The 21,846-nt window shown below is 72.2% G+C and carries 22 protein-coding genes; 14 read left to right on the forward strand and 8 right to left on the reverse strand.

Annotated elements, in window-relative coordinates; genetic code table 11:
- The first annotated feature begins 6 nt into the window (after positions 1-6).
- Positions 7-261, forward strand: a complete 255-nt coding sequence (locus AWQ70_RS17095) for a Smr/MutS family protein (RefSeq protein WP_067177107.1) — start codon at positions 7-9, stop codon at positions 259-261.
- Positions 262-456: 195 nt separating this feature from the next.
- The gene (locus AWQ70_RS17100; RefSeq protein WP_067177109.1) at positions 457-771 is read left to right on the forward strand and encodes a helix-turn-helix transcriptional regulator; all 315 of its coding nucleotides are present in this window, start codon (positions 457-459) and stop codon (positions 769-771) included.
- A 117-nt stretch (positions 772-888) separates the two neighbouring features.
- Here the strand turns inward: AWQ70_RS17100 and dhaM are convergent, their stop codons facing one another.
- The 3 genes from dhaM to dhaK form a co-directional block, all read right to left on the reverse strand.
- A complete protein-coding gene (dhaM, locus tag AWQ70_RS17105; protein WP_067177111.1) occupies positions 889-1,263 on the reverse strand; it encodes a dihydroxyacetone kinase phosphoryl donor subunit DhaM in 375 nt (124 codons plus the stop codon).
- Between the two features lie 229 nt (positions 1,264-1,492).
- Positions 1,493-2,137 (reverse strand): dihydroxyacetone kinase subunit DhaL, encoded by a 645-nt coding sequence (gene dhaL, locus AWQ70_RS17110; protein ID WP_067177113.1) that lies wholly within the window; start codon positions 2,135-2,137, stop codon positions 1,493-1,495.
- 27 nt (positions 2,138-2,164) lie between these two features.
- Complete coding sequence (gene dhaK / locus AWQ70_RS17115) at positions 2,165-3,157, reverse strand: dihydroxyacetone kinase subunit DhaK (protein WP_067177115.1); 993 nt, start codon at positions 3,155-3,157, stop codon at positions 2,165-2,167.
- Positions 3,158-3,407: 250 nt separating this feature from the next.
- Here dhaK and AWQ70_RS17120 point away from each other — a divergent pair, with 250 nt between their 5' ends.
- The 6 genes from AWQ70_RS17120 to AWQ70_RS17145 all read left to right on the forward strand — a co-directional run bounded on the left by AWQ70_RS17120 (position 3,408) and on the right by AWQ70_RS17145 (position 9,466).
- On the forward strand, positions 3,408-4,022 hold the full coding sequence (locus tag AWQ70_RS17120; RefSeq protein ID WP_084517236.1) for a phosphatase PAP2 family protein: 615 nt from the start codon (positions 3,408-3,410) through the stop codon (positions 4,020-4,022).
- A gap of 92 nt (positions 4,023-4,114) precedes the next feature.
- Positions 4,115-4,888, forward strand: a complete 774-nt coding sequence (locus AWQ70_RS17125; protein WP_067177117.1) for a cyclase family protein — start codon at positions 4,115-4,117, stop codon at positions 4,886-4,888.
- Complete coding sequence (locus AWQ70_RS17130) at positions 4,885-6,693, forward strand: thiamine pyrophosphate-binding protein (protein WP_067177120.1); 1,809 nt, start codon at positions 4,885-4,887, stop codon at positions 6,691-6,693. The genes AWQ70_RS17125 and AWQ70_RS17130 overlap by 4 nt, the downstream gene beginning before the upstream one ends.
- Before the next feature lie 170 nt (positions 6,694-6,863).
- The gene (locus AWQ70_RS17135; protein WP_067177122.1) at positions 6,864-7,706 is read left to right on the forward strand and encodes a lysophospholipid acyltransferase family protein; all 843 of its coding nucleotides are present in this window, start codon (positions 6,864-6,866) and stop codon (positions 7,704-7,706) included.
- Positions 7,707-8,169: 463 nt separating this feature from the next.
- Positions 8,170-8,628 carry a hypothetical protein gene (locus tag AWQ70_RS17140; protein ID WP_157530116.1) on the forward strand — a complete coding sequence of 153 codons (459 nt, stop codon included), beginning with the start codon at positions 8,170-8,172 and terminating at the stop codon, positions 8,626-8,628.
- A 232-nt stretch (positions 8,629-8,860) separates the two neighbouring features.
- Positions 8,861-9,466, forward strand: coding sequence for a hypothetical protein (locus AWQ70_RS17145; RefSeq protein ID WP_067177126.1), 606 nt, complete (start codon positions 8,861-8,863; stop codon positions 9,464-9,466).
- A 64-nt stretch (positions 9,467-9,530) separates the two neighbouring features.
- Here AWQ70_RS17145 and AWQ70_RS17150 read toward each other — a convergent pair whose 3' ends face one another.
- Positions 9,531-11,978, reverse strand: a complete 2,448-nt coding sequence (locus tag AWQ70_RS17150; protein WP_067177129.1) for a M14 family zinc carboxypeptidase — start codon at positions 11,976-11,978, stop codon at positions 9,531-9,533.
- 294 nt (positions 11,979-12,272) lie between these two features.
- Here AWQ70_RS17150 and AWQ70_RS17155 point away from each other — a divergent pair, with 294 nt between their 5' ends.
- From AWQ70_RS17155 to AWQ70_RS17175, 5 genes are all read left to right on the forward strand, one after another.
- Positions 12,273-13,067 (forward strand): alpha/beta fold hydrolase, encoded by a 795-nt coding sequence (locus tag AWQ70_RS17155; protein ID WP_067177131.1) that lies wholly within the window; start codon positions 12,273-12,275, stop codon positions 13,065-13,067.
- A gap of 155 nt (positions 13,068-13,222) precedes the next feature.
- On the forward strand, positions 13,223-13,555 hold the full coding sequence (locus AWQ70_RS17160) for a putative quinol monooxygenase (protein WP_067177133.1): 333 nt from the start codon (positions 13,223-13,225) through the stop codon (positions 13,553-13,555).
- A gap of 144 nt (positions 13,556-13,699) precedes the next feature.
- Positions 13,700-14,143, forward strand: coding sequence for a carboxymuconolactone decarboxylase family protein (locus AWQ70_RS17165; protein WP_067177135.1), 444 nt, complete (start codon positions 13,700-13,702; stop codon positions 14,141-14,143).
- Positions 14,144-14,346: 203 nt separating this feature from the next.
- Positions 14,347-14,571, forward strand: coding sequence for a FitA-like ribbon-helix-helix domain-containing protein (locus tag AWQ70_RS17170; protein ID WP_067177137.1), 225 nt, complete (start codon positions 14,347-14,349; stop codon positions 14,569-14,571).
- Positions 14,568-14,981: a type II toxin-antitoxin system VapC family toxin gene (locus tag AWQ70_RS17175; RefSeq protein WP_067177139.1), complete on the forward strand. Its 414-nt coding sequence runs from the start codon at positions 14,568-14,570 to the stop codon at positions 14,979-14,981. The genes AWQ70_RS17170 and AWQ70_RS17175 overlap by 4 nt, the downstream gene beginning before the upstream one ends.
- Positions 14,982-15,122: 141 nt before the next feature.
- On the opposite strand, the gene pruA is transcribed toward AWQ70_RS17175, so the two are convergent.
- Complete coding sequence (gene pruA / locus AWQ70_RS17180) at positions 15,123-16,748, reverse strand: L-glutamate gamma-semialdehyde dehydrogenase (RefSeq protein ID WP_067177141.1); 1,626 nt, start codon at positions 16,746-16,748, stop codon at positions 15,123-15,125.
- The gene (locus AWQ70_RS17185; RefSeq protein ID WP_067177143.1) at positions 16,748-17,659 is read right to left on the reverse strand and encodes a proline dehydrogenase family protein; all 912 of its coding nucleotides are present in this window, start codon (positions 17,657-17,659) and stop codon (positions 16,748-16,750) included. The genes pruA and AWQ70_RS17185 overlap by 1 nt, the downstream gene beginning before the upstream one ends.
- 83 nt (positions 17,660-17,742) lie before the next feature.
- On the opposite strand from AWQ70_RS17185, the gene AWQ70_RS17190 reads away from it, so the two are divergent.
- Positions 17,743-18,819: a PucR family transcriptional regulator gene (locus AWQ70_RS17190; RefSeq protein ID WP_245647008.1), complete on the forward strand. Its 1,077-nt coding sequence runs from the start codon at positions 17,743-17,745 to the stop codon at positions 18,817-18,819.
- On the opposite strand, the gene AWQ70_RS38945 is transcribed toward AWQ70_RS17190, so the two are convergent.
- Together AWQ70_RS38945 and AWQ70_RS17200 are read right to left on the reverse strand one after the other, a co-directional pair.
- Complete coding sequence (locus AWQ70_RS38945; RefSeq protein ID WP_067177147.1) at positions 18,773-20,347, reverse strand: glycoside hydrolase family 16 protein; 1,575 nt, start codon at positions 20,345-20,347, stop codon at positions 18,773-18,775. The two genes, AWQ70_RS17190 and AWQ70_RS38945, sit on opposite strands and share 47 nt — an antisense overlap.
- A 289-nt stretch (positions 20,348-20,636) precedes the next feature.
- Positions 20,637-21,722, reverse strand: coding sequence for a glycosyltransferase (locus AWQ70_RS17200; RefSeq protein ID WP_067177149.1), 1,086 nt, complete (start codon positions 21,720-21,722; stop codon positions 20,637-20,639).
- Positions 21,723-21,846: the final 124 nt, after the last annotated feature.

Raw genomic sequence — 21,846 nt, forward strand, 5'->3', positions numbered from 1 at the left:
GGTCCCGTGAAGCTGAAGCTGGATCTCCACGACATCTACAACAACAGCCGAGAGATCGACCGGGCGCTGCGCGACATCATCCAGGAGGCCGTCCGGATCAAGGCCACCCAGGTGGAGATCATCCCCGGGAAGGGCTCCGGCCAGCTCAAGAAGAAGGTGCTGCGCTTCCTCGACCAGAAGGAGATCAAGGCGCTCTACCACCGCATCGACAAGGACGCGAAGAATCACGGCCGCCTTTTCGTCTACTTCCAGTGGAAATGAGCCGTCGGCTTCCCGGGCGCGACACCGAGCAGGCGCGATCTCGCGCCGCCCGCCGCACGAGGTCGGATGAACTGCCGATCATGGCGTGGTGACGGGCCCGGGGACCGGTACGCGACACGACGGGGTCACCTGATCATCCACACAGAGATCATGGCGTCGCTTGGCGCACACCGTCGACGAGGAAGAAGAAGCGGTATGAGCGAGCAGGAGAGTTGGCGGGAACTCCGAGAGCGCCGGATGGCCGAGTCAGGCGCGGCGGAGGCCTATGAAGCCGCACGCCTCGCCTACGAGTTGGGTAGGACGGTCCGGGGCATGCGGGAGGGGCGTGGCTGGAGCCAGAACGACCTGGCACGCGAGGCCGGCATGACGCAGTCGGCGGTGGCACGGTTGGAGGCGGGCGGCACCATTCCCAGCGGCACCATTCCCACGTTGCCGGTTCTGGAGCGCCTGGCAAGGGCTTTGGACGCGGATGTCGAGGTTCGTCTGACGCCACGGGCCCCGGCGGCTTGAAGAACCCGATCGAGGTGGAGTCAGGAGTGGAATCCGAAACGGGTGCCCGGCCGTCGTAGGCCGCTGACGCTCCAGGCCTGCGGGGTTCGACTGGAGGAAGGCGCCGGGGATCCGGGATCACATCTTGCGGATGGTCCTGGCCTCCTCGGCGGCGGCGAGCACGGCGTCCAGCGTCGCGCCGCACCCGGCCGCCACGGCCGCCGAGACGGCGCCCTCGACGAACGGCGCGTCCGCGACCACGACCGAACCGGGCTGCTCCAGCAGCCGCGCCGTCAGCACGGAGCTGCCGAGATCCGGGATGAGGAGCACGCCGTCCCCCTGGTCCGCCTTCTCGACGGCCGCCGCGACCTTGTCCACGCTCGTGCCGAACTCGCCGTCGTCGGTGCCGCCCGCCGCCAGGATCGGCACGTCCGTGCCGCAGATGCCCCTGGCCAGCACGACCGTCTCCGCGGCGAGGCCGCTGCTGTGTGAGATGAGAACGATGCCCACCATTCCGCTTCCCTGAGAGTCGTCTTCCCCTGAGAGTCGTCGAACGCGTCGCCTGGCGGTCTTCCCGGCCATGTTCCCCTTCCCGGGGCCTGCGCCACCACGACGAGATCGGCCTGCCGAGGGCCGATGAACGCACCGCGCCGGGGCATCGCCGCCACACCGAGCGCGACCTTGCACCGGCTCCGGCCGCGTGTGTCCGGGGTGCCCTCCCCGTGTCCCGTCAGCTTGGCCGTCATCCCGTACGCGGCCTTCGGCGGGCGGCCGCGGTCCCGAGCGCGCCGACGATCAGCACGGTCGAGGCCGCCCCCGGATCCTCGTGCCCGGCGCTGCGCGGCCCGAGATAGCTGGCCCGCCCCTTGCGCGCCACGAGCGGAACCGTCGCCTTCGCGCCCTCCTCCGCCGCCGCCGCGGCCGCCGCGAACGCCTCCTCCGGCTCGCCGCCCTCGCCCGCGCATCGGGCCAGCGCCCGTATGGCCGGGGCAAGGGCGTCCACCATCGTCTTGTCGCCGTCCTCCGCGCCGCCCAGCCGCCGTACACCCGCGAGCCCGGCCTCCAGGGCGGAGGCGAGCGCGGCGACCGGCACGTCGGGAGCCTCCCCGAGCGCCCTGCCCATCTCGCGGAAGGCCGTGCCGTACAAGGGGCCGGAGGCTCCGCCGACCTTGCGGATCAGCGTGGTGCCGGCGAGGACGAGCACCGCGCCCGGCGTGCCGGGCGGGCGGGCGGCCAGGGCCTCGGCGACGGCGGTGAAGCCCCGGTCGAGATTGGCGCCGTGGTCGGCGTCGCCGATGGCGGCGTCCAGGCGGGTGAGGCGGTCGCGACCGGCGTGCACGGCCGTCGTGATCTCCTCCATCCAGGTGACGAAGAAACGCGTGTCCAAGGGGGACTCCAGAGGGTCGGGTGTCGGTCAACGGCCCCAGCGCAGCGCCGGCGTCTCCACCGGGGCGTCCCAGAGACGGGCGAGCTCGTCGGTCAGCGCGCACGTCGTCACCGAGAAGCCCTGCATGTCCAGGCTGGTGACGTAGTCGCCCACCAGGCGGCGCGCGGCGGTCGCGCCCTTCTCCTCCAGGTACGCCGCGACCTCGGCGAAGACGATGTACAGCTCCATGAGCGGCGTGCCGCCCATCCCGTTGACCATGACCAGGGTCTCGCCGGAGAGGGGCAGGTCGTCGTCGATCGCGTCCATCGCGACGCGGACCAGCTCGCGCGCCTTCCGGTGCGGGGCGCGGGCCCGGCCGGGCTCCCCGTGGATGCCGATGCCGAGCTCGATCTCCGCCCCGCCGAGCTCGAACGTGGGCATTCCGGCGGCGGGGGTGGTGCACGCGGTCAGCGCGACGCCGAAGGAGCGGCTGCGCGCGTTGACCTCCCTGCCGACGCGGGCCACCTCGGCCAGCGGCGCCCCGCTCTCGGCCAGCGCCCCGGCGATCTTCTCGACGAACAGGGCGGCCCCGGTGCCCCTGCGCCCGGCCGTGTAGAGCGAGTCGCGCACGGCCACGTCGTCGTCCACCAGGACGCCCATCACCTCCACGCCCTCGTCGCCGCTGAGCTCGGCCGCCATCTCGAAGTTGAGCACGTCCCCGGTGTAGTTCTTGACGATGTGCAGCACGCCGGCGCCGCCGTTCACGCCGGTGGTCGCCTCCACGATCTGGTCGGGGACGGGGCAGGTGAAGATCTCTCCGGGGCAGGCGGCGTCGAGCATGCCGTATCCGACGTATCCGCCGTGCAGCGGCTCGTGACCGGATCCGCCGCCGGAGACGAGGCCGACCTTGCCCGGCCGGGGAGCGTCCCGCCTGAAGATGATCTTGTTCTCGATGTCCACCCGGAGAGAGGGATGCGCGGCCGCCACGCCGCGCAGAGTGTCGGTGACCACCGAGCCGACATCGTTGATGAGCTTCTTCATGCCGCCGTCCTTGTGTGGGGGGCCGTCGCCTCCTTTACGCCTGCCCTGTCGCAAGGGACGGCAAGCCTCGAACCCGGCCCCCTGCCCCCGGCCCCCGGCCCCCGGCCCCCGGCCCCCGGCGCCCGGCGCCCGGCGTCCGCGACGGTGGACCGCCCCGGGGAAGATCGCGATACTGTCGGTGGCCGGTCGAACCCCCGGCGTCCTCGTCCCCGGTACGCCGCGGCGTCGTTGCGAGCGATGGAGGAAAGCGGTGACGACTCCCCTGAAGGCGGCGCGTCCCCCCGCCCGCGAGTCCCGGGCGGCCCGGGTCGTCACCGAGGTGCTCAACCCCTTCCACGTGGTGATCCCGCTTCCCGTGGCGGTGGGCTGGCACCAGTCCCACCCCGCCGTCACCGGCCTGCTGTGGGGCCTGTTCGCCGCCGTCTCCGGCGGCGTGCTGCCGTACGCGCTGGTGTTGTGGCGCGTGGCGCGCGGGCGGGCGAGCGACCGGCACATCACCCGCCGCGAGCAGCGCCTCGTCCCCCTGGCGATCAGCATCGCGCTGGTGCTCGGCGGCCTCGTCGTGCTGGTGGCCGCGGACGCGCCCGACGCCGTTCTGGCGGTGCAGTACGCGCTGCTCGGCATGGGCGTGGTCATGCTGCCGATCACCCGCGTGTGGAAGATCTCCTTCCACACGGCCGCCGTCGCGGGGGCCGCGGCCGTCCTCACGGTGGAGTTCGGCGCGTGGGCGTGGGCCTGCTGGCCGCTCGCGGCGCTGGCCGGCTGGTCGCGGATCGTCCTGCGCGACCACACGCCCGCGCAGGTCGTCGCGGGCGCGGTCGCCGGCGCCGCCGTCTGCTGGCCCGTCTACGCCCTGATCGGCTGATCCACGGCCCGCGGCGCCGCCGCCGGCACGCTGGCGCTCGGGACGGCGGCTGTAGGAGGATTCTGGGGATCTGCGATGAATGGGAGGCGGGCATGTCGGTGTTGCGGGATCTCATGGAGGGCATCAGAGGCGGCGGGATCGAGGTGGTCGACCTCACCGCGCCGCTGTCGGACACGACGCCGATCCTGATGCTGCCCGAGCCGTTCGGCAACACCGTCCCGTTCGGCCTCCACGAGATCAGCAGGTACGACGACCGCGGGCCCGCGTGGTACTGGAACAACATCACGACGGGCGAGCACACCGGCACCCACTTCGACGCCCCGATCCACTGGGTCACCGCGCGGGACGGCGAGGACGTCGCGCAGGTCGCCCCCGCCCGGCTGCTCGCCCCCGCCGTCGTCCTCGACTTCACCGCCGAGGCCGCGAAGGACCCCGACTTCCTGCTGGAGGTCGAGCACGTCACCGCCTGGGAGGAGGAACACGGCCCGCTGCCCGACGGAGGCTGGCTCCTCTACCGCACCGGCTGGGACGCCCGCGCGCACGACCAGGAGAGCATCCTCAACGCCGACGAGAACGGCCCGCACACCCCCGGCATCTCCGCGGACTGCGCCCGCCACCTCGCCGAGCGCACGCCGATCATCGGGCTGGGCGTGGAGACCGTCGGCACGGACGCCGGGGCGGCGCACTCCTTCGACCCGCCGTTCCCCTGCCACTCGTTCCTGCTCGGGGCGGGCAAGTACGGCCTGACCCAGCTCCGCAACCTCGACCGGCTGCCGCCCACCGGAGCGGTCGTCGTCGCTGGCCCCCTCCCGATCGTCGGCGGCTCCGGCAGCCCGGCCCGCGTCCTCGCCCTGGTGGAGCGGTGAACGTCGCCGAGGCCGTGGGCGCGGTCCTCGCCTCGCTCGGAGTCGACACCGCCTTCGGCGTCGTCGGCAGCGGCAACTTCCACGTGACCAACTCCCTCACCGCGCACGGCGTGCGCTTCGTCGCCGCCCGCCACGAAGGCGGCGCGGCCACCATGGCCGACGCGTACGCGCGGATGAGCGGCACCGTGGCGGTGCTCAGCGTCCACCAGGGACCGGGCCTCACCAACGCGCTCACCGGGGTCACCGAGGCCGCCAAGAGCCGCACGCCGCTGCTGGTGCTGGCCGGCGAGGCCACCGCGCCGGGCTCGAACTTCCGGATCGACCAGCCGGGCCTGGCGTCGGCCGTGGGCGCGCTCGCCGCCCGGGTCGGCTCCGCCGAGACCGTCGTCGAGGACACGGTGCTGGCCTTCCTCACCGCGCTGCTCGGCCGCCGCACCGTCCTGCTCAACCTGCCCCTCGACGTGCAGGAGGCGGTCCTGCCCGACGATGCCGTGCAGGCCGTACGCGAGCTGCGGTCGAGCCGGATCAGCGACGTGGGGGAGCAGGGGAGCCGCGCCTGGGCCGCCGTACGCGACCTGCGGGACCGGGCGCGGCGCGACCTGGCGGAGGATCTCGGCGAGCCCGCCGACCTGGCTCCGGCCGACTCCGCCGTGTCGGTCCCGGAGGGGCCGCTCCCGGGCGGGCCGGAGGCGACGCCGCCCGGACCGGCCCCGGCCGACTCCGTCAGCGAGCTGACCCGGCTGCTCGCCCGCGCGGAACGGCCGGTCTTCATCGCCGGCAGGGGAGCGCGCGGCGCGCGCCGGGAGATCGAGGCGCTCGCCGACCGGTCGGGCGCGCTGCTCGCGACGTCGGCCGTCGCGCGCGGCCTGTTCCGCGGCAGCCGGTGGGACCTCGACGTGAGCGGCGGCTTCGCCTCGCCGCCCGCCGCCGAGCTGATCCGCGACGCCGACCTGATCGTGGCCTGGGGCTGCGCGCTGAACATGTGGACCACCCGGCACGGCACGCTGGTCGGCCCGGACGCCACCGTGGTACAGGTCGACCTCGACCCGGACGCCGTCGGCGCGCACCGCCCGGTCCACCTCGGCGTGATCGGCGACGCGGCCGAGACCGCGCGTGCCGTGACCCTGGCCCTCGGCGCGCCCCGCGACGGGTACCGCACCGCCGAGTCGGCCGCGCGGATCGCGGCGGGGATCCGCTGGCGGGACATCCCGTACGAGGACCGGAGCGGGGACGGGCGCATCGACCCGCGCACGCTCACGATCGAGCTGGACGACCTGCTGCCTGCCGAGCGGATCGTCTCCGTCGATTCCGGGAACTTCATGGGATATCCGTCGATGTTCCTGTCGGTGCCGGACGAGAACGGCTTCTGCTTCACGCAGGCGTTCCAGTCGATCGGGCTCGGCCTGGCCACCGCGATCGGCGCGGCGCTCGCCCGGCCCGACCGGCTGCCCGTGGCCGCGCTCGGCGACGGCGGCGCGTTGATGGGCGTCGCCGAGCTGGAGACGGTGGTGCGGCTCGGCCTGCCGATGATCGTCGTGGTCTACGACGACGAGGCGTACGGCGCGGAGGTCCACCACTTCGGACCGGACGGCCACGCGCTCGACACCGTCACCTTCCCGCCCGTCGACATCGCGGCCATCGCCCGCGGTTTCGGCTGCGAGGCGGTGACCGTACGCGAGCGGGCCGATCTGTCGGGGGTCGCCGAGTGGCTGAAGGGGCCGCGCGAGACACCCCTGGTCGTCCAGGCGAAGGTCACCGCCGACCGGGGCGCGTGGTGGCTGGAGGAGGCGTTCCGCGCCCACTGAGCCGCCCCCGGCCCCGGGGCGTCCGCGCGTGCCGGTCGCCTCGGGGCCGCCGGTCGGCGGGCCCGCCGACCGGCCCCCGGCGTCGCCGCCCGGCGATCTCCCGTCCCCGAGGCGGGCTTTCGCCCGGGGGCGGATCGGGAGGTTACGGTGGCGTAAGTTACCGTTCGGTCATGGCTGAGATCGTGTATCCCCCGGTGATCCGGAGCGCGCTGGTGCTCTTCAAGGCGCTGGATCTCAAGATCCGCATCGAGGGCGCCGAACGTGTGCCCAGGACGGGCGGGGCGGTGCTCGTCAGCAACCATGTGAGCTACCTCGACTTCATCTTCGCGGGGCTGGCCGCCTGGCCGTCCCGGCGTCTCGTCCGGTTCATGGCGAAGAAGGAGGTCTTCGACAACCCGGTGGCCGGGCCGCTGATGCGCGGCATGCACCACATCCCCGTGGACCGCTCCGCCGGGGCCGGGGCGTACGGCGCGGCCGTGCGCGCGCTGAAGGACGGCGAGATCGTCGGGAACTTCGCCGAGGCCACGATCAGCCGCTCGTTCACCGTCAAGGAGATCAAGAGCGGCCCGATCAGGATGGCCGCCGACGCGGGCGTCCCGCTCATCCCGGTCGCGGTGTGGGGGCCGCACCGGCTGTGGACCAAGGGCCGCCCGCGCAGGCTCCTGCAGCGGCACGTGCCCGTCACGATCCTGGTCGGCGAGCCCATGCTCCCGGAGCCCGCCCCGCCCCTCGCCGACCCGGGGTACGCCGAGCCGGCCGCGCCCCTCGCCGAGCCGGGGCAGCCCGAGCCGGGCGCGCGGCCGACCGACCTTGCCGGGCTGAACGCCGAGCTCCGGCGGAGGATGGCGGAGCTGCTCGACCGGGCGCAGCGGACCTACCCGGAGATCCCGCCGGGCGTCTGGTGGCAGCCCGCCCACCTCGGTGGCACCGCCCCCACCCCGGAGGAGGCCGCCGTCATGGACTCCCCCCGCAAGGCCCGCTCCGCCGGGCCGGGCTCCGGCGAGGTGTCCTAGCGCTGTGACCGGAAATGATCATAATCACCGGGGTACTCGATGTTGAACTGGAGGAAGGCCGACTTCCCGCGGATCCGTTCCCGGGTCTGCGGCATCTCGTACACCACATCCTCGCCGGGCAGGGCACCGAAGCGCTCCCAGTCACGCCCCTCGGCGCTGTCCGAACGCTCGTGGGCCGCGCGCAGACCCGGCCGACGCTTGTCGAGCCCGAGGACGTCTTCGGTGCGGTACCCCTGCTTCTCGGTCTCCCCCTTCGATCGCCCCAGTCGGTCCCAACCAGTCCTTAGGGGTCGCTGTTCATGATCTGATCATGGGGAAGACGACGCGGGAGCGCCGTAACAGATGACGGCGATGGGAAGCGGCCCGAGCGCAGGCGAAGGCGCAGGAGCGGCGCCTCAACACGAACGGCTCTTCTTCGACGGGCGAGGTCGGCGCGAAGCTGTTCGCCGCGTTGGGGATGCTCATGCCGCTCTTCGCGCTGGTGGGAATTCCGTTCCTCATCTTCGACTCCACCCTGCCCGAGATGCAGACGGCGCTCGGCATGAGGGGCGTGCCCGGGACCGCGACCGTCCTGTCCTGCAGGGCGTACCGGAGCGGACGCAGCACCCACCACGACTGCAGGGCCCGGTTCGTTTTCGAGGACCCGGCCAGAGCACCGATCGTCATCAAGACCGTGGCGGACGTGGAGGTGGGCGAGACATTCCCGGCCGCGATCGGTCCGCTGGGAGACCATGTCATTCCCACCGGCGCCCGAGGCGTATGGAAGGCCATATTGGTGATGAGCGTCGTCCTGCTCACCCCGGCCATACTGCTGTTCTGCTTCGGCCTCCTGGAGGGGTCCAGGCCGATGAAGATCGGAGCGGGCGTGCTGACGGCGGTCATGGTCGCGGCCATGCTCGGAGGATTCGCATCCGGCCGGTGAACCGCCGGCCGGACCGGTGCGGCCCGGGGCATGACGGGCATCGGAACGAAAAGTCCGAGCACCGGTCGGTCATGCCCCGTAGGTCGGTGGTCCCAGAGCGCGTCACACGAAATCGTGGCCGGCCCCGGAACGGCCCACCGGTCGACGATCAGAATCTTCCGCCGCGGCAGTACCAGTCACGCTGCTGCTCGCCGCAAGTGAGCGCCAAGTCATGATCGGTAGCTTCCGGGGCATGAGGAAACGATCTGCTGTCCTGGCCGTCCTGACCACGGCGGTCACGCTGGCCGTTCCCGCCGCCGCCTCGGCCGCGGTGGGAGCACCGCCGGCCGGGATCCCGTCGGGCGCGAGCGCGCTGCCGGCCCGCGGGACCACGACCTTCTCCTTCCGGGGGATGAACCTGAGGATGCCGTCGGCGTGGAAGGTGCGCCGTTACGGGGACACGGCCAGGGTGATAACCGGTCCGTGCACCGATCCCGAGTACTTCTACGCCGACTGCAAGAGCTTCTGGCTGGTCGGCCCCAAGACGCTGGCCTACTGGGGCTACACCGGAAAGGACCGGTACGTTCCCACTCTCACGCAGCCGTCGTGCCCCTTCGGAGGCATGTCCCTCACGGTTCTCGGAGACAAGGCCACCTCGAGAGGGCTGCGGCAGGTCGGACGCGGGCACGCGGCCGCGTACACCGCCTGGCCCGGTTACTGCGAGGCGCAGGGAAGTTCGGGGCGGAAGGTGCATTTCACGCAGCGGGAGTGGTTCCTGCCGACCTCGAAGATCCTGGTGGTGGACCTGTGGGACCACAAGGGCCTGTCCGGCGTACTCAAGAACGCCACCTGGAGCTGATCGGGCACACCCCGGGACGGCCGGTGAGGGGCGTCCCGGGGGGTGACCGGTCGATGGGGCGGGGTCAGCGGCCGTCGCCGGCCACGACCCTGGCCTTGTTGTAGTTCTTGCCGTTGCCGTCGGGCTTGTAGTTCTTCTCGTTGTTGCCGGCGATGTCCACGGCGAACCAGTGCACCTCGGTGGTCGCGCCGACGCTGATCTGCTGCGCTCCCTCACGCATCCCCGCCGCGGTCAGCTTGGGGGAGGAGAGGGTCGGCCGGCTGCCGTCCAGCGTGTAGTACACGTTGGCCGGCTCGTCCACCGTGAACGTGAACGAGGTGGAGCCGGCGGTCCGCCCCGTGACCTTCAGCTCGGACCTGGGCGCCTGCCGGTCGTCCGCGTACGCCCGGGCGACCTCCAGGATGGCGATCTGCCCGGAGGAGAACTCCATCGCCTCCTCGTGCCCCTCGCTGAACGGCGGCTGGAAGCCGACCGCCTGGAACCGCTTGGTCTCGGCGTTGTACACGTCCGCGCCGACCTCGAAGTCCCAGCCGATGATGCCCCGGTTGTACCAGTGCTCGTCGGCGCTGTTCCCGGCCGCCGAGTAGAGCACGTCGGGGACCGGGCCGGTGCGGCCGGGCCAGATCGCCGTGCCGCGCCAGGTCTGCACGGCCGAGAGGATGTGGCTGGACGCGCTCCAGAAGAAGCTCTCCGTGCCGTAGTCCACGCGCGGCAGCAGCTCGCGCCCGGCCGCCTTGTACGCCCCCGGAGGCCACATGAAGTAGCCGCCGTACGAGTGCGTGTTCATCGCGAACTTGATGTTCGGGAACCGCTGAGTCAGCCACACCTCGTTCTTCGCCTCGGGCTCGGACAGCTCGTCCGGACCGGCGAAGGTGTCGCTGGTGCAGCTCGTCGAGGCCCCGCTGTACCCGTCGAAGACGGACCCGACGGAGAAGTTGCGGTTCAGGTCGACGCCCCACGAGTTGCGGGCCGCCGGATCGCCGAAGTTGGCCGCGCAGTGGTTCGTCATGTTCCTGCGCTGCATGTTGTAGTCGTAGAAGGAGTAGTGCGCCCCGTCGGGGTTCACCGTCGGCAGGATGAAGATGTCGAGGTCGTCGACCAGCTTCCTGGTCGCCGCGTCCCCGGCGTAGTTGCGCAGCAGCCGCTCCGCCGTCTCCACGCAGGTCAGCGGGGTCACCCACTCGCGCGCGTGCTCCTGGCAGTAGAGGAACACGCCGGTCTTCGACCCGTCCCGCCGCTTGCCGACGCGCAGCGCCTTCATCTGGAACGGCTCCCGCGAGACGGAGGCGGGCGCCTTCAGGTTGTCGGTCAGCCTCGTCGCCGGCGCGGCGGCCACCAGGCCGGCCCCCGCGTTGCCCCGGTAGGTCGCGGCGGTCACCAGCGCGGAGGCGGCGGCGTCGCCGTTGATCGCGTCCACGACCTGCCTGGCGGTGCTGGCCGCCGCTCCGGAGGCGTCCGTGGCCAGCGAGACCGCGATGGCCTTGCCCGTGACGGAGACGCCGAGCGGCGAGGAGGTGGCATCGGGCTTCGTCACCGCCACGCTGACGTCGTTGCCGCCCTCGTGCCCGTACGCCTTGGAGCTGACGTACAGCGTGCTCGCCGCGGCGGTGCCGAACTGCGCCTGCGCCGCCCGCCGGTAGCCGTTCGTCTTGTACGGCAGGTCCACGATCTCGGCGATCTTCGGGAACTCGCGGGCCAGCGAGGTGATCCGGTCGGTGACCTCGGTCGGGTCCATGTAGCGGTCGACGAAGTCGGCGACGTAGTGACTGCTCGGCGGTTTGCGCCGCTCGCCCAGCCACTTGGTCACCGGCACGGTGACGGAGCCGCCGCGGTTGCTGGTGACCGTGACCGTCGTCGGCGCCTGCGCGATCGACAGCGGCGTGTTGAACCGGTGGTACATGTACTGCCCGGCGTCGGTGAAGCGCGACATCGTCGCGGTGCCGCCGGAGTCGGGCGCGGTGCCGCGGCCGCTGTCCCAGGCGACGGTGAGCACGGTCTCGGCGTCGGTGGCGCTCGACTTCACCTCGACGGACAGGAACCGCTGGTCGTCCTGACTGGTGAACCACTCGGCGCGCAGCGGGGTCAGCGTGTCGGCCTCGGAGGTCGCCTCGGCCGCCGACTTCAGCGCCCGCGACCGCTCGGCCTGGTTCACGGCGTTGTCGGTCTGGTCGGATATCACGCCCTGGACGTCGAAGCCCTCGTCGCGGAGGCGCCGCGCCTCGTCGGGGCTGAGCACCGCGTGGACCTCGATGCCGTTGTCGAGGGGCTTCTTGTACTCGGCGAGGTCGACGCCCATCGAGTTCAGCCGGTCCACGGCCGCCTCGTCGGGGACGACGATCCGCATCAGGGCGACGCCGTTCTGTTCGGTGGTGGACTGCCGGTCGGGGACGACCTCGGCGGGTGCGGGGGAGGGGTCGGCGAGCGCCGGGAGCGCGCTCAGGGTGAGTGCCAGGGGCAGGGCGAGCGTGACCGCGACGCGGCGCGCCCTCCTACGGTCCAGAGGACTCCTCATGCAGAGACTCCTTCTCCGGTGTGTCCCGTCCGGGTAGGGGGTCAGCCCGGCGGGGGGCACACGCGAGTGGAAGAAGTCTTGATCGACACTACTTCGCCGTCAATACACCGATTCGCCGGGTTTGATCGCTTTTCCTGTTAAAAGCTGATGTTGAAGGATTTTCGGTGATATATCGCCCTGGTCGGTGGAGATTCGGATGTGCCGCGTTCCGGCCCGCTAGGCTTGCCCCTCCCGCCGGAACGGTGATCCGGGGCGTCGCGAGATCGGGGGCACCCCGGAGAGGATGGACGAACGATGGCCGTCGAGCGTCAGGCGACCATGCGCGGACTGCGCCTCGCGTACATCGACTTCGGCGGGCCGGGGGTGCCGGTGCTGGCGCTGCACGGCCACTTCGGACGGGCCCGGATGTTCGCGCCGCTGGCCGCCGCCCTCGCCCCCGGCCACCGCGTGATCGCCCTGGAGCAGCGCGGCCACGGCCACAGCGGGCGGGACGGCGACTTCACTCCCGACGCCTATGTCGCCGACGCCGCCGAGTTCCTGCGCGGGCTCGGCCTCGGCCCGGCGATCGTGCTCGGCCACTCCATGGGCGGCGTGGTCGCGTACCGGCTGGCCGCCCGGCACCCGGACCTGGTCCGCGCGCTCGTCGTCGAGGAGGGAGGCGCGCTCAACCGGCAGCCGGACGTTCCGCACCCGGTCCTGGACGTGACCGGCTGGCCCCGGCGCGCCGCCACCCTCGCCGAGCTGCGCCGCGAGGTCGAGGCGCGGGGCATCCCCGACGCGGGCTACTTCCTGGAGAGCGCGGCCGAGCACCCCGACGGCTGGGGCTTCCTCTTCGACCCCGCCGACATGATGGATTCCCAGCGTGCGCTGATCGGCGACTGGTGGCCCGACTGGCTCGCCTCCACCTGCCCCGCCCTGCTCGTCCACGGCCGGGACAGCTTCGTCCTGCCCACCGCGATGGCCGTCGAGATGGCGGAGCGCCGCCCCGGCACCGTGCTGCGTGAGTTCCCCGGCTGCGGCCACTGGGTCCACGACGACGACCCCGCCGGGTTCGCCGACGCCGTCCGGGAGTTCCTCGCCGCCGTGTGACGGCGGCCACGGGCCGGTTCGCCGGTGGGAACGCGGGGCCCGGCGGGCGCGGTGACCCGGAGCGTCGCGAGCGGGCCGGCGGGTGGCGGAATTGGTATGGTCGGCCGGTTCAGATCGGCCCGCCGCCGATCCCGCTACTCATGGGGACGGATTAAATGATCTTCATTACCGCGAAGTTCCGCGTTCTGCCGGAGCACGCCGACCGGTGGCCCGAGATCACCGGAGACTTCACCCGGGCCACCCGCGAGGAGCCGGGCTGCCTGTGGTTCGACTGGTCGCGCAGCCTTGAGGATCCGAACGAGTACGTCCTCGTCGAGGCGTTCCGCGACGACGCCGCCGGGGCGGCGCACGTGCAGTCGGAACACTTCAGGGAGGCCCAGCGGACCCTGCCGCCGCACCTCGCCGAGACGCCCCGGATCGTCAACACGACCGTCCCGCAGGACGACTGGTCCCTCCTCGGCGAGATGGCCGTCCCCGAGCGCGGCTGAGACCCCGGCTCGGCACGGCCGGCCGGGCGTGAGACAGGGGCGCCAGGCGAATTTGCCAAAACTTCCGGGAAAACCGTCACATCGGTGAGTGCTGTCTCGTCTCCCTGGCGAGAACCCGAAAGAGACGGAGAAAGGTGGGGCAGGATGTCACGCTTGGAGAACATCGCCCAGCTTGTGCCCGAGGTGTACAAGGCGTTCCTGCAGGCGGAGCAGGCGGTTCAGAAGGGCCCGCTGTCCGCCACGGTCCGCGAGCTGGTCAAGATCCGCGCCTCGCAGATCAACGGCTGCCTCTTCTGCATCGACATGCACATTCACGAGGCGCTGCGGAACGGCGAGACGCCCGATCGGATCTACCAGGTGTCCGCCTGGCGCGAGTCGGAGCTGTACACCGACGCCGAGCGGGCCGCGCTGGACTACGCCGAGGCCGCCACGAAGCAGCCCGACAGCGTGTCCGACGAGGTCTGGAACGCGGTGACCGCCGAGTTCAAGCCGGAGGAGGCCGCCTACCTCGTCGCCCAGGTGGCGCAGATCAACCTGTGGAACCGCATCGCGGCGCCCATGCACACGCGGCCGCCGAAGCGGGGCTGACGGGCCGCCGTTCCATTCACGGCGGGGACGCGGGCGGGCCCGGATCTCGTGGAGAGATCCGGGCCCGCCCTGGTGGGGCCGCCGTCGCTCGCGGGTCGGGCCCGCGGTGAGGCCGCCTCGTCCCTTCGCCGCTCGGCCGGACGGGCGTCCGGGATGCCGCTTTCACGCAGAACTGCATGCATCCTGCATGTTACGTTGGTGGCATGGGCACCATTCAGGTTCGAGACGTCCCCGACGAGACCGAGCGGACGCTCAAGGCAAGGGCTGAGCGCGACGGCAAGTCCCTCGCCGCGTACGTACGCGACCTGCTGAACGAAGAGGCGGCCAGTCCGACGCTGGACGAGGTGATGGCCAGGATCGAGACCGATGAGCCCGTTCCGTACGATCCCGACTTCGTGCGCGAGACCCTGCGCGAGGGGCGCAGGTGAGCCTGGTCGTCGACGCCTCGATCGTTTTTCGCCTGCTGGCGAACGTCAAGGGCGACCACCTTCTCCGCCGGCGGTTCGCCCGCAAGGTGCACGCGCCCGCGTTGATCGATGTCGAGATCGCCTCGGTCGTGCGCGGGCATGTGATCACCAGCAAGCCCGAGGTCCGCATCTCCGAGGAGCGGGCCCAGATCATGCTGCGGCGCTATGCCGAACTCAGGATCGTCCGGCACCCGATGGCGCCGCTGCAGTCGCGCGTGCTGCAGCTCAGGAACAACCTCACCGCGTACGACGGCATGTACGTCGCGCTGGCCGAGCTGCTGGGTGTGCCGTTGCTGACCGATGACGCCAAGTTCGCCGGGTCCACGGGCCATCGAGCGGAGATCCACCGCTACCCGCCGCCGTCGGCCTGAGAGCCGGTCCGGCCGCCGTTCCATTCACGCGGGGACGCGGGCGGGCCCGGATCTCGCGGTGAGATCCGGGCCCGTCCTGGTGGGGCCGCCGTCGAGGCGGGGGCTCGCGAGGGTCGATCCTTCGCGGCGCGCGCTCGCCGGTCAGCCCATGTGCGGATAGCGGTGGTCGGTCGGCGGGACGAACGTCTCCTTGATCGTGCGGGAGTTCACCCAGCGGATCAGGTTGAAGATCGATCCGGCCTTGTCGTTGGTGCCCGAGGCGCGGGCGCCGCCGAAGGGCTGCTGGCCCACGACCGCGCCGGTCGGCTTGTCGTTGACGTAGAAGTTGCCCGCCGCGAACCGCAGCCGCTCGGACGCGGACGCGATCGCGTACCGGTCCTGCGCGATGATCGACCCGGTCAGCGCGTACGGCGAGACGCTCTCCATCTGGTCGAGCACCGAGTCGAACGCCGCGTCCTCGTAGACGTGGACCGCGAGGATCGGGCCGAAGTACTCCTTCACGAAGATCTCGTCCGTGGGGTCGGAGCACTCCAGGACGGTCGGCTTCACGAAATAGCCGACCTCGTCGTCGTACGAGCCGGTGAGGACGTCGATCGAGTCGACCGACCTGGCCCGGTCGATCGCGTCACGGTGCTTGGCGAAGGCCCGGCCGTCGATGACGGCGCCCATGAACGTGGACAGGTCGCCCGCCACGTCGCCGACCGTCAGGGATTCGGCGGTGGCGACGAAGTCGTCCCGCATCCGCGACCAGAGCGACCGCGGCACGTACGCGCGGGACGCGGCGGAGCACTTCTGCCCCTGGTACTCGAAGGCGCCCCGGATCAGCGCGGTGGACAGGACCTCCGGCGACGCCGACGGGTGGGCGAGGACGAAGTCCTTGCCGCCGGTCTCGCCGACGAGCCTCGGGTAGCCGCGGTAGCCCGTGATGTTCTCCCCGACCGTGCGCCAGAGGTGCTGGAAGGTGCCGGTCGAGCCGGTGAAGTGGATCCCGGCCAGCTCCGGGTGGGTCAGCGCGACCTCGGAGACCGCCGAGCCGTTGCCGGTCACCATGTTGATGACGCCCGGGGGCAGCCCCGCCGCCTCCAGCAGCCGCATGGTGAAGTGCGCCGCGAACTGCTGCGTCGGCGACGGCTTCCACACCACGACATTGCCCATCAAAGCCGCAGAAGTCGGCAGATTTCCGGCGATGGCGGTGAAGTTGAACGGCGTGATCGCCAGGACGAAGCCCTCCAGCGGCCGGTACTCCATCCGGTTCCACACACCCGGCGACGACACCGGCTGCTCGGCGAGGAGCTGCCGCGCGTACGCCACGTTGAACCGCAGGAAGTCGATCAGCTCGCAGGCGGCGTCGATCTCGGCCTGCTGCGCCGACTTCGACTGGCCCAGGATCGTGGCCGCGTTGAGCGTGGCCCGCCACGGGCCGGCCAGCAGGTCGGCGGCCTTCAGGAACACCGCGGCCCGCTCGTCGAACGACAGCGCCCGCCAGGCCGGAGCCGCCGCGAGCGCCGTGTCGATCGCCGCCCGCACGTCGGAGGCCGTCGCCTCGGACGTCCGTCCGAGCAGCGAGGCGTGGTTGTGCGGCTGCACCACGTCGATGGGCGAGCCGCCGCCGAGCCGCCGCTCGCCGCCGATCGTCATCGTGAGCTCCAGCGGCGAACCGCTCAGCTCCTTGATCCGGTCCTCAAGGGAGGCCCGCTCGGCGCTGCCCGGCGCGTAGCCGTACGTCGGCTCGTTGGCCGGGACCGGAACATTGCTGATCGCGTCCATCACTTACCCCTCAGAGACCGCAGGAAGAAGGCGACGTTGGCCGGGCGCTCCGCCAGGCGGCGCATGAAATACCCGTACCAGTCGTCGCCGTAGGGCACGTACACCCGGACGGTGGCACCGGCGCCCGCGAGCGCCTCCTGCTTGTCCGTCCGGATCCCGTAGAGCATCTGATACTCGTAGCTGTCCTGGCCCCGGCCGTACCGGTCGGCCAGCGTCTCGGTGATCGCGATGAGCCGGTCGTCGTGCGTGCCCACCATGGGATATCCCGTACCCGCCATCAGGATGCGCAGGCACCGCACGTACGCCCGGTCCACCTCGGCCTTGTTCTGGTGCGCGACCGACGCGGGCTCCCGGTAGGCGCCCTTCACCAGACGCACCCGCGAGCCGGACAGGTCGCGGCAGTCCTCCTCGCTCCGGAAGAGGTACGCCTGGATCGCCACCCCGGTGTCGGGGAAGTCCTCGCGCAGGGCGCGCAGGATCGAGAGCGTGGAGTCGACCGTCGTGTGGTCCTCCATGTCGAGCGTGACCGTGGTGCCGCAGTCGTTCGCGGCCGCGCAGATCCGCCGGGCGTGCTCCAGCGCCATCGCCTCGTCGAGCGCCTGCCCGACGGCGGACAGCTTCACCGACACCTCCGCGCGGCGGCCGAGGCCGAGCGGCGCGAGCGCGTCCAGCATGGTGACGTACGCCTTGGCCGTCAGCGCCGCCGCCTCCGCGTCGCGGATCTCCTCCCCGAGGTGATCGATCGTGACCGTCAGGCCGGCGTCGGTCAGCCGGCGTACGGCGGTGACCGCGTCGGCGGCGGACTCGCCCGCCACGAAGCGGTCGACGACACGGCGGGTGGGCGGCAGGCCGGAGACGGCGCGCCGCGCCAGCGGATTCCGCGAGGCCGCGAGAAGCAGGGAACCGAGCATGGCTCAAGCGTAGATACGCAGATCAGAGCCGGTCCACGGACAGGCGTCACAGCATTTTCAGACAAATGCACAATAATGACGCCATGCAGGAAATCGTCGATGAGATCGCGCGGTTGCTCGACGCGTCGGTGACGATCGAGGACCGTTCGTTCCACCTCCTCGCGTACGGCGCGCAGAGCGGCGACATCGACGCCGTCCGCCAGGAGTCGATCCTGCGCAGGAGGGCCAGCGACGAGGTCCGGGCCCATTTCGAGGCGTACGGCATCGCCACCTCGACCGTGCCGGTCCGCATCCCCGGCATCCCCGGCCTGCGCGGGATGCTCGACCGTGTGTGCGTGCCCCTGCGGCACGGCGGCGTGACCTACGGGTATCTGTGGCTCCTCGACTCCGGCGCGCTGACCGACGTCAGGCTCGCCGCCGTGGCGCCGCTCGTCGAGCGCGCCGCCGCCGTCCTCGCGCGGGAGGCCCGCACCGGCCGGGCGCGCCTGTGGGACTTCTTCTCCACCGACCCCGCCGCCCGGGCCGCCGCCGCGCTGCAGGTCACCGGCCCCGTCGCCGCGATAGCCGTACGGACCGCGCCGGACCGGGCGGGGGCGCTGTGGCGGCTCCCGCGCGGCGTCCTCGCCGAGCCCGGCGACGGCCCCGAGCCCCTCACGGCCGTCCTCGCCCCCGCGTCGCAGGCGCCCGCCGTCGCCCGCACCCTCCAGACCGCGTACGGCACGGCCGCCGGCGTCGGGGGAGCCCGCGAGGACTCCGGCGACGCCTGGGAGAGCTGGGCCGAGGCGGTGCTCGCGCTCCGGGTCGCCGAGCACGTGCGGGAGGCCGGGCCGGTCGCGGACTGGGCGGGCCTCGGTGTCTACCGGTTCCTGGCCCGGCTGCCCAGGAGCGAGATCGCCGAGCTGGCCGCCGAGTCGGCGTCCCTGGGCGACCTGGCGGGCACGGTCGAGACCTACCTCGACCGGGCCGGCCAGGTCCAGGAGACGGCGGCCGCGCTCGGCGTCCACCGGCAGACGCTGTACTACCGGCTGGGCCGCGCCGGGCAGCTCACCGGGCTCGACCTCGCCGACGGCCGGGACCGGCTGCTGCTCCACCTGTCGCTGAAGGCCGCCGCCCTCATCGGGGAGCCCGGTAGACACGCACCCAGTCGACGTACATCGTGACCGTCGCCGGGGTGGACGCGTTCCGGCACAGGGCGCCGTCGCAGATCACGTCGTTCTGGAGCGCCAGGCCCATCGTCCGGTTCCTCGGCACCAGCGGGCCGGTGTAGTTCCAGACCATCTTGCCGTCCAGCCAGAACGTCAGCCGGTCCGGCAGCCAGTCCACGGCGGCCGTGTGCCACTGGGTGAAGTCCGCGCGCATCGAGCCCGCCGCCCGCTGCCCGTCGCTCCCGTGGACGAAGACGCCGCTGAGCTGCCGGGGGATGTCGCCGACCTCGACGAAGTCGACCTCCGCGTAGTTGGAGGGGGTCACGTCCTCCGGCATCAGCAGCGCCACGGCCGAGTAGCCCGCGCCGGCCTCCGTGCGCAGCCGCACCTCCCACCGGCCGTACTGCTGGAGCAGGGTGCTCGCCACGCCGCCGGACAGGTCCTTGCCCCCGTAGATGCCGCCGGTCATGCGCAGCATCCCGCCGGCGACGCTCGTCGCCCGGGAGGTGCGGGGGTTGGTCCGGGCGTTCGGGGAGTCGTAGACGCCCCACTTGCTCTCGTCGATCCGGGTCCCGTTGAAGTCCTCCACGAGGATCGGGGCCCCCCACTCGGGGCCCGTCGTGGACTGCCCGGCCCCGGTGCCCGTGACCCCGGTGCCCGTGACCCCGGTGCCCGTGACCCCGGTGCCCGTGACCCCGGTGCCCGTGACCCCGGTGCCCGTTCCGGCCCCGGTCGCGGGATGGATCACGGAGGAGCTGTCGGAGCCGCCGAGGGGGAGCGGGGACCCGCCGGAGCCGCCGGACGCGCTGCCCGAGGATCCGTTCCCAGAGCCGGACACGCTGGCCGAGGATCCGTTCCCATCGCCGCCGGACGCGCCGTCCGAGGACCCGTTCCGGTACGTTCCGGGCACACCGTCCGCGTAGTCTCCGCTGGGCTCGTAGCCGTACGCGCCGTCGGCGTAGTCGTCTCCGTAGCCGGCACCGGCGCCGTCCGCGTAGCCATCGCCGTAGCCGTTCTCGTAGCGGTCCCGGTATCGGTTTCCGTGCCCATACGGGTTCCCGCCGTCCCGCCACGGGATCCGGCCATCGGGATGACCGAAGGCGCCCCATGCGTAACCCGTGCCGATGCCGCCGACTCCCGCACCGTCCACTCCGGGGGCGTACGGGAAGGTGTGATCCGGGTAGATCATGACCCGGTCGTCCGGATAGGCGAAGGTGCCGTCCGGGTACGCGGGATCGGAAGCCGGCCGGGACGGGCCGCCCCACGGGGCGGGCGCCGCGGGGGGAGCGGGCGGCAGCACCTTGGCGTCCCCGCGCTCCCGGACCGGTCCGCGGTCGACGGTCGCCGCGCGCGGTTCCCTCGGGGAGGTCGTCCGGGGCGCGCCGGGAACCGGGTCCCCCTTCGTCTCGCGGGCGGCCGCGGAGGAGGGGGCGGCCGGAGATGTGGGCACTTCGGTGGCGGATTCGCCGGCGGCGGTCAGGACCGACGCGGGTTCCGCGCTCGCGCAGGCGGTGGCGGCGGCGATCACCATCGCCGCCGCCACGGCTAAGCCAGGTCCGTGAAGTGACATGAACGCATCAAAGCACCGATCTCACTTCAATTACAGGAACATGCCGTTTGGGCATCCGGCCCCCGGGGAATCCCCGGCCGCCGCACCCTGAGGGGCCGTACGGGCCGAGTGCCCCGGACCGCCATGAGGCGCGGAGCGCTCGGCGGGGGCCCCGCATCACCGGGGTGGCGCGGCGGGGGCCGGGCGATCGGAGAGGCTCTCCGGGGCGGCGCGGCGTGGGCCGGGTGACCTGAGAGGCTCTCCGGAACGTGTCCGGCCGGGATCAGGCGCAGGTGCGCTCGTAGACACGGAGCAGCTCCATGCTGATCCGCTCCAGCGAGTAGCGGGACCGGGCGCGGTCGGCCGCCGCGTAGCCCATGGCCGTACGCAGGGTGACGTCGCCGAGCAACTCGCGGATCCGGAGCGCGGTCTCGGCGGGACGGCCCGGCCGGGTGAGGAAGCCGGTGACCCCGTCCACGACGGAGTCGAGGTGCGCGCCGACGGCGGACGCGACGACCGGGATGCCGCAGGCCATCGCCTCCAGCGCGGCGAGGCCGGTGGGCACGGTCGGGGCGAGGGAGAGCACCAGGTCGGCGCTGCGCATCAGCTTCGGCATGGCGGTGTGCGGGACCGGGCCGAGCAGGTCCACGCGGTCGGCGACCCCGTGCTCCCTGGCGATCGCCCGCAGCCGCTCGATGCTCAGGTCGTCGCCCCCGGCGACCACGAGCTCGGTGTCGGGGATCGCCGCCAGCGCGCCGATCGCGGTCGCCGCGCCGCTCCCGGCGATCTCGCCGGGGTCGGTGCCCAGCCCGACGTGGAGGAGACGCGGCCGGTCGCCGCGCGGGAACGACGGCCCCTGGCGGCGGAACCGCTCGACGTCGATCCCGCTGGGGACGACGGAGATGTTGCGGCGGGGCACGCCCATCCGGATCAGCTCGGACTCCTCGTCCGCGCAGGTCGCGATGACGGCGCGGGCCTGGCGGCCGATCGCGCACTCCAGCCGCCGGACCGGCGTCTGCCCCCCGTGGAACTGCCCGTGGAACGTCTGGGTGACCGGTACGCCGAGCCCCTCGGAGCCCGCGATCGCGGCGAGGCCGCCCGCCCACGAGTGCGCGTGGATGATGTCGGGCCGCTCCTCGCGCCAGCGGCGCATGAGGCCCGCGCTGAAGTCGGGAAGGTAGGGAAGCAGGTCGCTCTCGGACAGCTCCACGTCCGGGCCCGCCGCCACCTGCTCCATGGCGACGCCTTTGGACGGCTGGCCGGCGGCGGAGCGCGTGTACACCGTCACCCGATGGCCGCGGGCGAGTTCACGGGCGATGGCGGGAGTGTCGGACGTCAGGGCCTGCGCGGAAACAATGGCGATATTCATGGCACACCTCAAGCTAGAGAGCTTGGAAAAAGGGTGTGCCTGCGTCTTAGGCACCAACTACTCCGCAGAGTTTACCGCGCTCCAACTCGCGCTAAACCCCTGAATCGGTGGAAATCACACACAG

Source organism: Microtetraspora niveoalba (assembly GCF_001570405.1).
In the GTDB taxonomy this organism is placed as follows: Bacteria; Actinomycetota; Actinomycetes; order Streptosporangiales; family Streptosporangiaceae; genus Microtetraspora; species Microtetraspora niveoalba.